Origin of the sequence: Shinella zoogloeoides, assembly GCF_003574625.1 — a bacterium.
GTDB classification, from domain to species: domain Bacteria; phylum Pseudomonadota; class Alphaproteobacteria; order Rhizobiales; family Rhizobiaceae; genus Shinella; species Shinella zoogloeoides_A.
In genome coordinates this window covers 242465-256540 of sequence record NZ_QNUJ01000005.1, presented here as the reverse complement: position 1 = coordinate 256540, position 14076 = coordinate 242465, and the positions used below count along the sequence as shown (strand labels likewise).

General features: G+C 66.0%; 15 protein-coding genes. 8 read left to right on the top strand and 7 right to left on the bottom strand.

Annotated elements, in window-relative coordinates; translation table 11 throughout:
• Window positions 1–25 precede the first annotated feature (25 nt).
• The 3 genes from DSD28_RS11985 to DSD28_RS11975 are packed head-to-tail and all read right to left on the bottom strand — an operon-like array spanning window position 26 to window position 2645.
• The gene (locus DSD28_RS11985; protein ID WP_119256630.1) at window positions 26–994 is read right to left on the bottom strand and encodes a 2-hydroxyacid dehydrogenase; all 969 of its coding nucleotides are present in this window, start codon (window positions 992–994) and stop codon (window positions 26–28) included.
• Between the two features lie 28 nt (window positions 995–1022).
• Window positions 1023–2051: a LacI family DNA-binding transcriptional regulator gene (locus DSD28_RS11980; RefSeq protein ID WP_119256629.1), complete on the bottom strand. Its 1029-nt coding sequence runs from the start codon at window positions 2049–2051 to the stop codon at window positions 1023–1025.
• 57 nt (window positions 2052–2108) lie between these two features.
• Window positions 2109–2645, bottom strand: a complete 537-nt coding sequence (locus tag DSD28_RS11975; RefSeq protein ID WP_119256628.1) for a MarR family winged helix-turn-helix transcriptional regulator — start codon at window positions 2643–2645, stop codon at window positions 2109–2111.
• A 91-nt stretch (window positions 2646–2736) separates the two neighbouring features.
• Here DSD28_RS11975 and DSD28_RS11970 point away from each other — a divergent pair, with 91 nt between their 5' ends.
• The 4 genes from DSD28_RS11970 to cysE all read left to right on the top strand — a co-directional run bounded on the left by DSD28_RS11970 (window position 2737) and on the right by cysE (window position 6597).
• Window positions 2737–3528, top strand: coding sequence for a creatininase family protein (locus DSD28_RS11970; protein WP_119256627.1), 792 nt, complete (start codon window positions 2737–2739; stop codon window positions 3526–3528).
• Window positions 3529–3627: 99 nt separating this feature from the next.
• Complete coding sequence (locus DSD28_RS11965; protein ID WP_119256626.1) at window positions 3628–4752, top strand: CobW family GTP-binding protein; 1125 nt, start codon at window positions 3628–3630, stop codon at window positions 4750–4752.
• 31 nt (window positions 4753–4783) lie between these two features.
• Window positions 4784–5773, top strand: a complete 990-nt coding sequence (locus DSD28_RS11960; RefSeq protein WP_119256625.1) for a WD40 repeat domain-containing protein — start codon at window positions 4784–4786, stop codon at window positions 5771–5773.
• A gap of 14 nt (window positions 5774–5787) precedes the next feature.
• Window positions 5788–6597, top strand: coding sequence for a serine O-acetyltransferase (cysE, locus tag DSD28_RS11955; RefSeq protein ID WP_119256624.1), 810 nt, complete (start codon window positions 5788–5790; stop codon window positions 6595–6597).
• Window positions 6598–6682: 85 nt separating this feature from the next.
• Here the strand turns inward: cysE and DSD28_RS11950 are convergent, their stop codons facing one another.
• Entirely contained in the window at window positions 6683–6985 is a 303-nt protein-coding gene (locus DSD28_RS11950) for a hypothetical protein (RefSeq protein ID WP_119256623.1), read from the bottom strand.
• A 249-nt stretch (window positions 6986–7234) separates the two neighbouring features.
• Between DSD28_RS11950 and DSD28_RS11945 the strand changes: the two genes are divergently transcribed.
• Complete coding sequence (locus tag DSD28_RS11945) at window positions 7235–8401, top strand: hypothetical protein (protein WP_162911364.1); 1167 nt, start codon at window positions 7235–7237, stop codon at window positions 8399–8401.
• Between the two features lie 3 nt (window positions 8402–8404).
• On the opposite strand, the gene DSD28_RS11940 is transcribed toward DSD28_RS11945, so the two are convergent.
• The 3 genes from DSD28_RS11940 to odc2 all read right to left on the bottom strand — a co-directional run bounded on the left by DSD28_RS11940 (window position 8405) and on the right by odc2 (window position 10851).
• Window positions 8405–8851 carry a glyoxalase superfamily protein gene (locus DSD28_RS11940; RefSeq protein WP_119256621.1) on the bottom strand — a complete coding sequence of 149 codons (447 nt, stop codon included), beginning with the start codon at window positions 8849–8851 and terminating at the stop codon, window positions 8405–8407.
• A 189-nt stretch (window positions 8852–9040) separates the two neighbouring features.
• Complete coding sequence (locus tag DSD28_RS11935; protein WP_119256620.1) at window positions 9041–9628, bottom strand: GNAT family N-acetyltransferase; 588 nt, start codon at window positions 9626–9628, stop codon at window positions 9041–9043.
• Window positions 9629–9717: 89 nt separating this feature from the next.
• The gene (odc2, locus tag DSD28_RS11930; RefSeq protein ID WP_119256619.1) at window positions 9718–10851 is read right to left on the bottom strand and encodes an ornithine/lysine decarboxylase; all 1134 of its coding nucleotides are present in this window, start codon (window positions 10849–10851) and stop codon (window positions 9718–9720) included.
• A gap of 601 nt (window positions 10852–11452) precedes the next feature.
• Between odc2 and DSD28_RS11925 the strand changes: the two genes are divergently transcribed.
• The 3 genes from DSD28_RS11925 to DSD28_RS11915 all read left to right on the top strand — a co-directional run bounded on the left by DSD28_RS11925 (window position 11453) and on the right by DSD28_RS11915 (window position 14057).
• Window positions 11453–12358, top strand: coding sequence for a LysR family transcriptional regulator (locus tag DSD28_RS11925; RefSeq protein WP_119256618.1), 906 nt, complete (start codon window positions 11453–11455; stop codon window positions 12356–12358).
• A gap of 74 nt (window positions 12359–12432) precedes the next feature.
• Window positions 12433–13074: a DUF1007 family protein gene (locus tag DSD28_RS11920; RefSeq protein WP_119256617.1), complete on the top strand. Its 642-nt coding sequence runs from the start codon at window positions 12433–12435 to the stop codon at window positions 13072–13074.
• Window positions 13068–14057, top strand: coding sequence for a nickel/cobalt transporter (locus DSD28_RS11915; protein WP_119256616.1), 990 nt, complete (start codon window positions 13068–13070; stop codon window positions 14055–14057). The genes DSD28_RS11920 and DSD28_RS11915 overlap by 7 nt, the downstream gene beginning before the upstream one ends.
• Window positions 14058–14076: the final 19 nt, after the last annotated feature.

Here is a 14076-nt window from a genome sequence, read left to right as displayed (position 1 = left end):
ATGGTTAACGAAGGCTTTCTCGCCCCTACCCGGTTTTTCGCGACAGGGGCGTTTCCGGCACCGGCGTCAGGGCCGCGCCGCGCCCGAACCAGGAGAGGAGATTGTCGGCGACGAGATCGGCCATCGCATCGCGCGTCACGACGGACGCCGAGGCGACATGCGGCAGCAGCGTGGCGTTGGGCGCGGAAAGCAGCGCCTCCGGCACGTTCGGCTCGTCATAGAAGACATCGAGGCCCGCCGCGGCGATGACGCCATCGTGGAGAGCGGCGGCAAGCGCCGCCTCGTCGACCGTCCAGCCGCGCCCGACATTGATCAGCACGCCGTTCGGCCCGAGCGCGCGCAGCACCGCCGCATCGATCGTCAGGTGCGTCTCCGCCGTCTTCGGCACGATGGCGATCAGGATGTCGACGGCCTCCGCCAGCTCCACCAGCGAGGGATAGTAGGCATAGGGCACGCCCTCGCGCGGCCGCCGCGTGTGATAGGCGATCTCGATGCCAAAACCCTTCAGCCGCTCGGCGATGGCAAGGCCGATGCGGCCGAGGCCGTAGATGCCGGCCCGTCGCCCGCGCAGGCTGAGCGGCGTCAGCGGGAACGCGCCCTCCCGCGTCCAGCGCCCTTCGCGCAGCCAGGTTTCGGCCTGCGGCAGGCGGCGCACCGTGTTGATGAGAAGCCCGACGGTGGTATCCGCCACCTCGTCGTTCAGCACGTCCGGCGTATTGGTCACGACGACGCCGCGCCCGGCGGCGGCCGCCACGTCGACGCCGTCATAGCCGACGCCGAAGCTCGCGATGATCTCCAGCGAAGGCAGGTGCTCGATCATCGCCGCATCGAAGCTGCCGGAAACGGCGACGCCCGAAATGCTCGCCGCCTCGGAACGGGCGAGAAGCGCAGGATCGGCCTTCTCGATGCGCACGATGTCGAACGTATCCTTCAGACGGTCGAGCACCCGCTCGCGGATCGTTCCGGGCACGAGAATGCGTGTCTTGGCCGCCATGGCGAAAGCTCCCTCGGTCTGAAATGCCTCAGCCTTCCGGATGCGGCTTCAGCGGTCCGGTCGATTGCCGGATGCGCATTTCCGGCTTGATGAGGTGGATGCCGTCCGGCTCGTGGCTGCCGGAGAGCTTGTCGAGAAGCGCGCGGGCGGCGTTGCGCCCGACCTCCGACTGGCCGTTCCAGACGGTGGTGAGGGCGGGCGTGGCGATCGCCGCCTCCTCCAGGTCGTCATAGCCGGTGACGGAGACGTCGCGGCCGGGCACGAGGCCGGCGCGGGCGATGCCGTTCATCAGGCCGATGGCGACGAGGTCGTTCCAACAGACGGCCGCGGTCGGCTTCTGCGGCAGCGAGAGAAAATGCACCGCCGCCTCGAAGCCGCCCTGCTTGGTGCGCGGGCCCGGAATGCGAAGGCCGGGATCGACCTCGATATTGGCCTTGCGCAGCGCGTTGACATAGCCCTGGTAGCGGTCGCGGCCGGTGGAGGTCTGGTCCGTGCCGCCGACCATGGCGATGGTGCGGTGGCCGAGGCCGATCAGGTGATTGGTAGCGAGCGAGATGCCGTAGCTGTCGTCGCCGCGGAAGATCGGCACGTCGAGGCCGTCGATGGAACGCGCGATCAGGATCGCCGGCATGCCGTTGTCCTCGGCGAGCTGGATATCCTCCGGCGGCGTGCCGATGGCCGGCGACATGATCACCCCGTCGCCGCCGAGCTGCAGCAGTGTCTCGACGAAATTGCGCTGTTTCTCCACCGAATCGTAGTGGTTGGAGAGGATGAAGGTCTGCCGGTCGCGGTCGAGCTCGCTCTCGATGGCCTTGAGGATTTCCGCATAGAACGGGTTCATGATGTCGTGCACGACGACGCCGATGATGCCGGAGCGGGAGGTGCGCAGGCTCGCCGCGCGGCGGTTGTAGATATAGCCGAGCGCGCGCGCCTGTTCCTTGATCCGGTCGCGCGTGGCGGCCGCGACGAGCGGACTGTCCCTGAGCGCAAGCGATACCGTCGCCGTGGAAACGCCGAGCGTCTCCGCGATGGTGGAAAGCTTGATTTTCTGAGCCACGACCCCTCCCCGACGATCACGCAGCAACGCGGCTTTAAAACCGTTTATTTAAACAGTTTAAATGTCGTCGGCAACAGGCTTTTCGCCGTCTCGGGCCGCATCCGGCAGACCGGCATGCAGGTTCTCGTCCATGGCGCGCAGCAGCTTGAGGAGATTGCGCACGTCCTTCTCGCTGAGCCCGTCGGCGGCCTGCCGCTCGCTGAGCCGGCCGGCCTCGGTGATGTGGTCGACGGAGGCGCGCCCGGCCTCGGTGAGATGCACGACGGTGAGGCGCCCGTCCATCTCGTCGGGCTTGCGCTCGACGAAACCCTGCGCCTCAAGCCGGCCGATGGTGCGCGTCATGGTCGGCGCCTTGACGCCGAGCCGCGTGGCGAGCGCCCCGGCCGTCAGCCCGCCCTCCTCGGCAAGCGCCAGGATCACGCCGTCCTGCCCGGCATAAAGGCCCGTCGCCAGAAGATTGCGCGAAAGCACCGTGCGCATGGAGCGCGCCGCATTGACGACCGCGGCGGCAAGCCCGGCACCCGAGACCGCCTCGTGCGATTTCTTCTTCTTGACCTTCTTGCCGTCCTTGCCATCCTTGTGCTTCTTGCCCATGCATCGCCTCCTGCACCGCCCTTGCATCATGGGCGCGGCCTTGTATGACAGAGGACCAAGGCTGGCGGCAAGTAAGGATCGGAGAGACGCCATGGCGCATCCCAAGATGCGGTGGATCGAGAACGACCCCATGCTCACGCCGGAAGACCGCGAAGACTGGATCGCGGTCCTTCCGCTCGGCGCCCATGAGGGCCACGGCCCCCACCTGCCGCTGGAGACCGACACGCTGATTGCGGAGGGCGTCGCCGCCAGGCTGATGGCCGTGCTGCCGCCGCACCTGCCCGTCACCACCCTGCCGGCCGAACCCGTCGGCTATTCGCCGGAGCATCTCGACGTGCCGGGCACCCGCTCGCTCGGCTATGGCGAGGCGATCGAGCGCTGGCTGCGCATCGCGGAGGACCTCGACCGCTTCGGCATCCGCAAGCTCGTGCTGCTCAACGCCCATGGCGGCAACTCGCCCCTGATGACCATCGTCGCGACCGAGGCACGCATCCGGCTCAACATGCTGGTCGTCGCCACCGCCTGGACCCGCTTCGGCCAGCCGGAGGGCTGGATATCGCCGGAGGACAAGGCCATCGACATCCACGGCGGCGATATAGAGACCTCCGTCATGCTCGCACTCCACCCCGAGCTTGTCCGCATGGACAAGGCCGAGCGCTTCGGCTCGCGGCAGGCCGAGTTCGCCGCACGCTTCGCGCATCTGCGCGCCTATGGCCCGCATGCCTTCGGCTGGAAGATGTCCGACCTCAACCCGAAGGGCGTCGCGGGCAATGCAAGCGCCGCGACGGCGGAGAAGGGCGAGGCGCTGCTCGCCCATGCGGTGCGCGGCCTCGTCGCGCTTCTGGAGGACGTCGCGGCCTTCGACGTCGGGTCGCTCCGTTAACGTCGGATCATGCCGCGCGGGGATTTGCGCTGGCCCCTTCGATCTCCTATATCAATGCCAGCGACGGACCCTGGCGTCCGATCATCCTTCGAGGTTCCCATGACCGAAACAGCCCTTCCCAAGCCCATTCCCGTCACCGTGCTCACCGGCTATCTCGGCGCCGGCAAGACGACGCTGCTGAACCGCATCCTCACCGACAACCACGGCAAGAAATACGCCGTCATCGTCAACGAGTTCGGCGAGATCGGCATCGACAACGACCTGATCGTCGAGTCGGACGAGGAAATCTACGAGATGAACAACGGCTGCATCTGCTGCACCGTGCGCGGCGACCTGATCCGCGTGGTGGAAGGCCTGATGCGCCGCCCCGGCCGCTTCGACGCCATCATCGTCGAGACCACCGGCCTTGCCGATCCGGTGCCGGTCGCCCAGACCTTCTTCATGGACGACGACGTGCGCCAGAAGACCGAGCTCGACGCCGTGGTCGCCCTCGTCGACGCCAAGCACCTGCCGCTGCGCCTGAAGGACAGCCGCGAGGCCGAGGACCAGATCGCCTTCGCCGACGTCGTGCTCGTCAACAAGACCGACCTCGTGAGCCCGGAAGAGCTCGCCCGGGTCGAGGCCACGGTGCGCGCCATCAACCCGTCCGCCCGCATCCACCGCACGACCCGTTCGGAAATCGACCTCACCAAGGTTCTCGACCAGGGCGCGTTCAACCTGGAACGGGCGCTGGAGAACGATCCGCATTTCCTCGACCACGATCACCCGGACCATGTCTGCGGCCCGGATTGCGGCCATGACCATCATCACCATGATCACGACCACGATCACCACCATCATGATCATGATCACGGCCATCACCACCACGATCATGACCACCATCACCACGACCACGACCACGGCGTCTCGCCGATCCATGACGTGACGGTACAGTCGATCTCGCTGCGCGGCGGCGAGATGAACCCCGAGCGCTTCTTCCCCTGGATCCAGAAGATCACCCAGACGGACGGCCCGAACATCCTGCGCCTCAAGGGCATCATCGCCTTTGCCGGCGATGACGAGCGCTATGTCGTGCAGGGCGTGCACATGATCGTCGAGGGCGACCACCAGCGCGCCTGGAAGGACGGCGAGACGCGCGAAAGCCGCCTCGTCTTCATCGGCCGCGATCTCGACCGCGAGAAGATCGAGCGCACGTTCAAGGCCTGTGAGGCGCAGAAAGCATGATGCCGGAAAGCGTGAAGGAAAAGACCCGATAATGCCGACAGTCGCGCCTCTCGATCTCGACGGCCACGTCATCGCGGCCGCCTTCCTCGGCGACGTGCCGTTCTTCGCCACCGCCTCCGGCGCCATCCACCGCCTCGACCAGGGCGAGAAGGTCACCGAGGCCCATGACGGCCTGCTCGCCTGCGTGCGCGACGAGGCGAACGACACGCTGGTCACCGGCGGCGAGGACGGCAAGGTGCTGCGCATCGCCGCCGACGGCAGCGCGACGCTTCTGGCCGAAGTGCCGCGCAAGTGGATTTCCGTCGTCGCCGCCGGCCCGCAGGGCGCGGTCGGCTTCGCGGAAGGCCGCACCGCGCGCGTTCGCCTTGCCGACGGCACGATCAAGGAATTCACCGAGGCCCGCTCGGTCGAGGGCATCGCCTTCGCGCCGAAGGGCCTGCGCATCGGCGTCGCCCGCTACAACGGCGCGTCGCTGCACTGGGTCGCCATGGCCGCTCCGCCGGTCGATCTCGAATGGAAGGGCGCGCATACCGGCATCACCTTCTCGCCGGACGGCCGCTTCGTCGTCACCAGCATGCAGGAAAACGCCCTGCACGGCTGGAAGCTCGATGCCAAGCCCGGCGCCGAGACCCGCCACATGCGCATGACCGGCTATCCGGCCAAGGTGAAGTCGCTTTCCTGGTCCGCCAAGGGCAAGTGGCTCGCCTCGTCGGGTGCACCGGCCGCCATCGTCTGGCCCTTCTCGGCCAAGGACGGCCCGATGGGCAAGCCGCCGCTCGAACTCGGCACCCGCGCCGATGTCATGGTCACGGCCGTCGCCTGCCATCCGGGCGAGGACGTCGTCGCCATCGGCTATTCCGACGGCATGGTGCTCGCCGCCCGCTTCGCCGACAGCCGCGAGGTGCTGCTGCGCCGGCCCGGCAAGGGCGCCGTCACCTCCATGGCCTGGAGCCGCAACGGCAAGCTTCTCGCCTTCGCCAGCGAAGCCGGCGATTGCGGCGTCATCGACCTCGCGGGATAGGAACAGGAAGAGCCATGCCCGAGGCGAGCCTCCACGCGTTTCCGGCCAAGGGCTGGCCGGAAAGCACCGTCTGGGCCGAGGTCCACGCGGCCGCCGAACGCCGCGCGCTGGAGCAGCCCTATCTCGCCGAATTCATGATGCCGGTCCTCAGGGCCTCCACCGGCCGGCAGATGCTGATCGGCGCGCTCGCCGCGCGCCTTTCCCATTCCCCAGGCGACCGGGCGCTCGCCGCGCAGATCCTCTCCTCCGTCGGGGACGAAACGCTTCTCGGCGAGACGGAAGCCGACATCGCGGCGGTCGTCTCGCGCGACCCGGCAAGCCCCGATCCGCTCGTCGCCCTTCTCAATTTCAAGGGTTTCCAGGCCCTGCAGGTCCACCGCTTCTCCCACCGCCTGTGGCGGGACGGCAGGATCGAGGCGGCCCGCTGGCTCTCCTCGCAGGCCTCCCTCGTCTTCGGGCTGGATATCCATCCCGGCGCGCGGATCGGCCGCGGCATCATGCTCGACCATGGCCTCGGCATCGTGATCGGCGAAACGGCGGTCGTCGAGGACGACGTCTCCATGCTGCAGCACGTCACGCTCGGCGGCTCCGGCCGCGACAAGGGCGACCGCCATCCGAAGATCCGTCGCGGCGTCCTCATCGGCGCCGGCGCGAAGGTCCTCGGCAATATCGAGGTCGGCGCCTATAGCAAGGTGGCGGCCGGCAGCGTCGTGCTCGAGGCCGTTCCTCCCTACAGCACCGTCGCCGGCGTTCCGGCAAAGGTCGTGCGCACCCACGGCGCCGGCGAGATGCCGGCCGTGACGATGGACCAGCGGATCGACTGATCCCCCTCCCCGGCAATCGAAAACCCGGGAGAGCGGAGCTCTCCCGGGCCCACTGGCCGCAGGGACAGGGCGGGGGGAGGTGCGGTCAGTGTTTACGGGACTTGCAGCCGCAGTCGCTGCCGCCGCCGAGGATGCCGAGGGCATTGCCGTTCAGGATGCCCGACAGCGTGCCGTTGAGGCTGTTGTTGAGCACGCCGTTCAGCACCTTGTTATTGTCGTTGTCGCTGAGGATATTGCCGACGCCGACGCTGGGGGCGATGACGATGCCGCCCGCCTTGGTGTTGTTGCCGCTGAGGATGCCGAGGCCGAGCAGGCCGCCGGCGGAAGCCTGGCTGGCGCCGGCAAGAGCGATGACGGTTGCGATGACGATGATGCGGGTCTTGTTCATGATCTCTCTCCTTTGGTTGTGCACCTCATTGATGCACAATCGAGAGTAATATAAGCACCGCTTTACTCAACCCGATTTGCCAATCATGGCAAAGAGTTAACCATAACGTCGACAAGTTTAACAATTCCTGACCTCATACAATTTATAGTATATAAAATTGCATTACACGGTTGAATTTCAACCATTGGAAGAATTTTTAACCATGCAACCCTAGGATTCCGTTCCAGAAACGGACAGGGGCAGAAACCGATGCGTTCTCTTCATGGCTTGCTTTGTGCGGCATTGATCGTCGCTTTCTGCAACCCGGCAATTGCCGATTCAACCGTCGATTACAGTATAGGCGGCGGGCGCACCTCGAATGTTTTCAAGGATCCGACACTGCTTTCCTCTCCTTTCGGCGAGGCGAAGCTCGCCTTTCGCGGCAGCCTTTCGCTGGAGGACGCGCAGCTCGCCTATGGCCTGACGGCGAGCGTCCGGCGCATCGCGCGCTACCATTTCGCCGACGAGCGGCGGGCGGGCGTCGAGATCGGCTATATGCGCGAGCTCGGCGAGGGCGTGAAGCTCACCCTCAAGGCCGGTATCGAGCACCGGCGGGACGGCGATCTCTTCCTCGCCCTGCCCGGCCTCCTGATCGGCTACAGCAAGGCCGATATCGCCGGCGCCGCGAGCGCCGGCATCACCGCCGAGCATGGCGGCGGCAAGAGCCATTTCACCGCCGCCCTTTCCAGCCTCGACCGGGGCAAGGTGGATTTCACGCTGGCCGGCCTGCCCCGCACGCAGCTCGAGGCCGACAACCGGCTCTTCGACCTCACCGCCGGCCATATCCGGCCGCTTCTCGGCGGCGAGATCGGCGCGACGCTGCAGTATCGCACGAACCGCATCCCCGCCGGCCAGCAGGACCGGCTCGGCCGCTATCCCGCCCATGCGCTGCGCGGCTCGCTGGCCTATGGCCGCACCTTCGCCGAGGCCGTCACGCTGATGGCCGAGGCCGGCGTCCTGCGCATCGGCAGCCCGGAACTCGGCAGGACGGTCGAGCAAAGCCGCCCCTTCCTGAAAGCGGAACTTGCCGTCCAGCTCCCGCGCGACACCATCTTCAAGGCAAAGCTCGCGCGCGACATCCAGCTCGCCGATATCGACGACCCGCTCGGCGAGGACGTGCGCACGGTCGGCCTCTCGCTGGAAACGGCGCTGACGGAAAAGCTCAAGCTCGGCCTTGCCTTCGAACACGCCTATAGCGACTGGCTCTACTACGACTACCGCACCCACACGACCGCGACGACCGCGACCCTCACCTATACGCTGGCGAAGGGCGCGGCCGTGGCGCTGGAATACAGCCACCTCGTCCGCCGCGAAACGGACAAGGCCGCCGACTTCAAGGTCGACGGCCTCGCGATGCGGCTCTCGGGCTCGTTCTGAGGCTCACCATTCGAGTTCGAGATGCGGCCGGCCGTTCGAGGTCTTCTCGATGGTCCGCCCCGTCTCGTCGATGGTGCAGCTCACGCGCTGGCGGAAGGCCGAGAAACTTTCGAAGGTCACCACATCCACCGGCTCGTCGAAATGCAGCGTCATGCGGTAGCGGCCCGGCTGGCTGGTGATCGCCTGAATGCCGAGAACCTCCGCATCGAACGGCTGGCCGAGATAGTGGCCCCGCACGCGCGAGCCCAGCATCCACGGATCGAAGGGCGGCCGGTTGCCGACGGCGGCATGCAGCGTGTTCCAGTCGCGAAAGCCGTATTGCGCGGCGATCAGCTCCAGTGCGCGGGAATGGGAAATGTCCTGCCCCTCGGCGGAAAAGCGCGCGCGCAGCCGCTTCGCCTGGTCCTTCAGGGCGTCGAGGGATGGTAGTGGCGTCGATGATGGACGCATGTCGTCTCTCCAGTCGGTGCATGCGTCGTTTCGGAGGGAGTCCGCATTGCCGCCGGTTCGCATGCCTGATGCTGGAAGACCGATCGTTTCTGAGAGAGACTTCACCAAAGCTTGCGCTCGCGGACGGCAGGGGCTCTCACCCTGCCGTCCTGATAACGCAGCAAACCGGAAAAGTCAAATTGCGCGGGGTCAAGCCGCCTTGCGCAACGGCGCCGAAAGACGCCGGCCGCTTGCGACGAGCATGCCGGCCGCGCCGGCCAGCCAGCCGTCCTTCAGCTCCAGCGCCAGGAAGCGGCGGCGCTCGAAGGGGCCGGGCATGACGAAATGCTGCGCCCTGTCGGCGAAGAAACCGAAGCGCTCGTAATATTCCGGATCGCCGACCAGCAGCACCGCGCCGTGCCCGCGGTCGCGGGCCTCGGTGATCGCCGCGCGCATCAGCGCACCGCCGATGCCCTTGCCCTCATGCGCGCAATCGACGGCGAGCGGGCCGAGCAGCAAGGCCGGCACGGCATTGCCATCGGCATCGACACCCGCCTCGACATCCCACAGGCGCACCGTCCCGATGACATGGCCATCCGCATCGCGCGCGACGAGGGCGAGGCCTTCGGCCGGCAGGCGGCCCCGGCGCAGCTTTTCCGAGGACTTGCGGAAGCGGGCCTCGCCCATGACGCGGTCGAGCAGGCGCTCGCGCGCGACGACGTCGCCGGCATTTTCCCGGTCGATGGTGAAGGCGGCATGCGCGAAGAACGCGCGGACAGAATCAAGAACAGTGGCCATCTTGGCCTCCCGAACTCAAAACCGATTCAAACGGTATCGAAAACTGATTGTGAAGCTGGCGCTCCCGCAGGGACGGGAGCGCCCGGTCGTCAGATGACGTAAGCCTTGAGCGGCTCGAAGCCGTTGAAGGCGACGGCCGAATAGGTCGTCGTATAGGCGCCGGTGCCCTCGATCAGAACCTCGTCGCCGATCGAAAGGGTGATCGGCAGCGGATACATGTTCTTCTCGTACATCACGTCGGCCGAATCGCAGGTCGGGCCGGCGAGCACGCAGGGCTCCATCTCGTCCGCGTCGCGCTCGGTGCGGATCGGGTAGCGGATCGCCTCGTCCATGGTTTCGGCGAGGCCGCCGAACTTGCCGATATCGAGGAAGACCCAACGGTGGTTGTCGTTGTCCGACTTCTTCGAGACGAGGACGACTTCCGCCTTGATCACACCCGCATTGCCGACCATGCCGCGGCCCGGCTCGATGATGGTTTCCGGGATCTGGTTGCCGAAGTGCTTCTTCAGCGCACCGAAGATCGCCTGGCCATAGGCTTCGGCGGACGGAACGTCGCGCAGGTACTTCGTCGGGAAGCCGCCGCCCATGTTGACCATCTTCAGCTCGATGCCCTGCTTGGCAAGCTGCACGAAGACGCGCTTGGCATCGGCAAGGGCCGAATCCCAGGCGTCGAGCTTCGTCATCTGCGAGCCGACATGGAACGAGACGCCGTAGGACGTGAGGCCGAGCTGGTGCGCGTAGACGAGCACGTCGACGGCCATCTGCGGCACGCAGCCGAACTTGCGCGACAGCGGCCATTCCGCGCCTTCGCCATCGGTGAGGACGCGGCAGAACACGCGGGCGCCGGGGGCGGCACGCGAAATCTTCTCGACTTCCTCATGGCTGTCGACGGCGAAGAGCGAGACGCCGAGCGCATGCGCCTTGGCGACGTCGCGTTCCTTCTTGATCGTGTTGCCGAAGGAGATGCGCGAAGCGGTCGCGCCGGCATCGAGCGCCATTTCGATTTCGGCGACGGACGCGCAATCGAAGTTGGAGCCCATGGAGGCGAGGAGGCGCAGGATTTCCGGCGCCGGGTTGGCCTTCACGGCATAGTAGATGGCGCTGTCGGGCAACGCATGGCGGAAGGCCTTGAAGTTGTCGCGCACGACATCGAGGTCGACCACGAGGCACGGGCCGTCGGGACGTCGGGTGTTCAGAAAGTCGATAATACGTGCAGAAGCCATCTCGGTATTCCCCATATCCAGGTTGCTCCGGGGAAACCCCAGAGGACAAAGGGCAGATGCGGCAACGCTCTGGAACCAGCCGGTGGAGACCCCGGAACCAAGCATGCGCAAATGCGCGAACGGTGAACCAAAGCCCGCCTAGGCTTCAATTCGGCTTTGTCTGCCATGGATTGGTGGGAAACCCGACCGCACTTCCGGCAATGAAGGTGTGCCTCTTCAGTAACCCCGGCTGATGGAAAGCCGGCAGACACCAGAAAGGCCCGCACCGTCGTTGCTTCAAGATGTCCTCGCATTTCCCGGTTGGCCGGAATAGCGACTGGAGCGGTTAGGTCCAGGTACCTTACCGATGATCCTCACCAAATCGAGGGTCGGCGGACACCCACAGGCACGTGCGACTTTGGGCAAGCGCGGAGATAAGAAGAATCGCTGTCGTAATCAAGAGGTTTTTTGCAGGCTGCTATTGAAAATATTGTGACAGCCACGACATTCGCCGGACTGGTTTTCGAAGATCGTTTATAACATGCCGGCCACCGCATTTCGGCCGGAGGCTCGCCGACCTCGCATCCCGCCGGGATGGGCGCGGGCAGCCAAGTGGGGATACATGGATACACTGACCCGAATCCGGGCCTTTATCGACGTCGTCGACGCCGAAGGCTTTTCCGCCGCCTCGCGCAAGACCGGCCGGTCCAAGGCGCTGCTGTCGAAATATGTGCGCGAACTGGAGGACGAGCTGGGAACGCTCCTGCTCAACCGCACCACCCGCCAGTTCTCGATGACCGAGGCGGGCCATACCTATTACCGCACCGCCTCCGACATCCTGAAGGAGATCGACAACCTCGCCGATCTCGTGCGCGAGAAGAACACGGACCTGCGCGGCAAGCTGAAGGTCTCCGCCCCCCGCACCTTCGTCGATGCCGATATCGGCCAGTCGCTGATCGATTTCGGCCGCGAGCATCCCGAACTCTCGCTGGAGATCGTCTCGGACGACCGCTTCGTCGATCTCGTCGAGGAAGGCTTCGACGTGGCGATCCGCATCACGCGGCTGGAGGATTCCGCCCTCATCGCCCGCAAGCTCGGCGACTTCTACCTGAAGATCTGCGTGACCGAGGAATTCCTCGAACATGCCGGCCCGATCAACCATCCGAGCGATCTCGCCCGCCTGCCCTGCATCATCGACACCAACGGCAGGTCGCACAGTAACTGGCGCTTCATCGACGACAAGGGCGCAAGCTTTTCCGTTCCGGTCGCCGGCCATATCGAGGTGAACAGCCCGACGGCGGCCGTGCGCGCGGCGGCAAGCGGCCTCGGCGTCGCGCAGGTGCCGGCCTTCATCGCCCGCCCGTGCCTCGATTCGGGCCGCATCGTCTCGATCCTGGAGGATTATCTTCCGACGGACCGCGGCATCTATGCGATCTATCCGCACCGGCGCTACCTGCCGGCCAAGGTGCGCACATTCGTCGATTTCCTGCACGCCTGGTTCCGCCGCAATCCGGGCGTGGAAGCATAGCAAGGTCCCAATTCCGACCCATTTCCGTTCCATTCATCCGGCCGATTCACGCCGCCCGGGAGGTTTGAAAACCCATGCGATTCCTTCCTCTTCTCGTCGCCGGCACGGCCCTTCTTGCCCCCGTCGCCGCGCTGGCGCATCCGCACATCTTCGCCGAAGCCCGGCTGGAGGTGGTCGCGGATGAAGGGGGCACGATCAGCGAGCTGCGCAATGTCTGGCGCTTCGACGAGATGTTCTCGGCCAGCGTCGTCATGGATTTCGACAAGAACAGCAACGGCCAGCTCGATCCGGACGAACTGGCCGAGGTCGGCAAGACGGTGCTCGAATCGCTGGAGGAGTTCAACTACTACACGACGATCACCGAGGACGGCAGGACGCTGAAGGTCGCCAAGCCCGACGTCATCAATGTCGACTTCAAGGACGGCCAGCTCCTGATGTTCTTCACGGTCAAGCCCGGCGAAGTCATGCCGCTCAAGGGCAAGCTCACCTTCGGCGTCTACGATCCCACCATGTATGCCTCGATGGACTTCGCCTCCGATAGCGACCTCGTGACCGTCGGCGACAAGCTCGATGCCTGCAAGCACCAGGTGGTGCGGCCGGATCCCGACGAAGTGCTCTCGCAGAACCAGAGCAGCCTGACCGACGCCTTCTTCAACGACCCGACCGGCACCGACATGTCGAAACTCTTCGCCACCCGGCTGGAGGTCACATGCTGAGTCGCGGCCGTGCCCTTTCGCTCGTCACGCTGGCTCTTGCCGTCGCGGCGACGGCAACCCTCGCCCACGCCCAGTCGCCGCTCGGCATCGGCTCGGCGGAGCCCGGCTTCAACACGACCGGCGCCTTCGGCGGCCTCTTTGCCTGGATCAACGCGCAGCAGCAGGGCTTCTACCGGCTGATGACCGGCGCACTGAAGGATATGCGCCAGAACCCCTGGGCGGCCTCGACGCTCGTGACCCTTTCCTTCGCCTACGGCGTCTTCCATGCCGCCGGCCCCGGCCACGGCAAGGCGGTCATCTCCTCCTACATGCTGGCAAACGAGGTGGAGTTGAAGCGCGGTGTCGCGCTTTCCTTCCTCTCCTCCATCCTGCAGGGCGTCGTCGCCATCCTGCTGGTGGGCGCCGCCTATCTCTTCCTGCGCGGCACCACGGTCTCGATGACGGATGCGACGCGGGCGCTGGAAACCGGCAGCTATGCCCTCATCGCCCTCTTCGGAGCCTGGCTTCTCTTCCGCAAGCTCCGCCCCGCCCCCCGCGTCTCCAGGCTCGGCGTGCAGGCAGTCGAGGTGCACGGCCATGCGCATCATCACCATCATGCGGGCGAAGTCTGCTCGACCTGCGGCCACGCCCATGCGCCGGACCCGTCGCTGCTGAAGGGCGATCGCTTCGCGCTGCGCGAGGCGTGGTCGGCCATCGTCGCCGTGGGACTGCGCCCCTGCTCGGGCGCGCTCATCGTGCTGAGCTTCGCGCTTCTGAACGGCCTCTATCTCGGCGGCGTGCTCGCCGTGCTCGCCATGTCGATCGGCACGGCCATCACGGTCTCGACCCTCGCTACGCTCGCCGTCACCGCCAAGGGCGCGGCCGTGCGCTTCGCCGGCAACGGCTCGGCGGCGCTGCGCGTCGGCACCGCCATCGAGATCACCGGGGCGGCGCTGGTGATGATCATGGGGCTGCTCCTGCTCGGAGCCTCGCTGCAGGGCTAAAGCAATTCCAGCAAAAGTG

Bases quoted from the DNA above. Each gene is read 5' to 3' on its own strand.
- DSD28_RS11960 (WP_119256625.1), top strand. From the start codon at position 4,784: ATGCCGACAGTCGCGCCTCTCGATCTCGACGGCCACGTCATCGCGGCC.
- DSD28_RS11985 (WP_119256630.1), bottom strand. From the start codon at position 994: ATGGCGGCCAAGACACGCATTCTCGTGCCCGGAACGATCCGCGAGCGG.
- DSD28_RS11950 (WP_119256623.1), bottom strand. From the start codon at position 6,985: ATGAACAAGACCCGCATCATCGTCATCGCAACCGTCATCGCTCTTGCC.
- DSD28_RS11975 (WP_119256628.1), bottom strand. From the start codon at position 2,645: ATGGGCAAGAAGCACAAGGATGGCAAGGACGGCAAGAAGGTCAAGAAG.
- DSD28_RS11935 (WP_119256620.1), bottom strand. From the start codon at position 9,628: ATGGCCACTGTTCTTGATTCTGTCCGCGCGTTCTTCGCGCATGCCGCC.
- DSD28_RS11920 (WP_119256617.1), top strand. From the start codon at position 12,433: ATGCGATTCCTTCCTCTTCTCGTCGCCGGCACGGCCCTTCTTGCCCCC.
- DSD28_RS11925 (WP_119256618.1), top strand. From the start codon at position 11,453: ATGGATACACTGACCCGAATCCGGGCCTTTATCGACGTCGTCGACGCC.
- DSD28_RS11965 (WP_119256626.1), top strand. From the start codon at position 3,628: ATGACCGAAACAGCCCTTCCCAAGCCCATTCCCGTCACCGTGCTCACC.
- cysE (WP_119256624.1), top strand. From the start codon at position 5,788: ATGCCCGAGGCGAGCCTCCACGCGTTTCCGGCCAAGGGCTGGCCGGAA.
- DSD28_RS11945 (WP_162911364.1), top strand. From the start codon at position 7,235: ATGCGTTCTCTTCATGGCTTGCTTTGTGCGGCATTGATCGTCGCTTTC.
- DSD28_RS11915 (WP_119256616.1), top strand. From the start codon at position 13,068: ATGCTGAGTCGCGGCCGTGCCCTTTCGCTCGTCACGCTGGCTCTTGCC.
- DSD28_RS11940 (WP_119256621.1), bottom strand. From the start codon at position 8,851: ATGCGTCCATCATCGACGCCACTACCATCCCTCGACGCCCTGAAGGAC.
- DSD28_RS11970 (WP_119256627.1), top strand. From the start codon at position 2,737: ATGGCGCATCCCAAGATGCGGTGGATCGAGAACGACCCCATGCTCACG.
- odc2 (WP_119256619.1), bottom strand. From the start codon at position 10,851: ATGGCTTCTGCACGTATTATCGACTTTCTGAACACCCGACGTCCCGAC.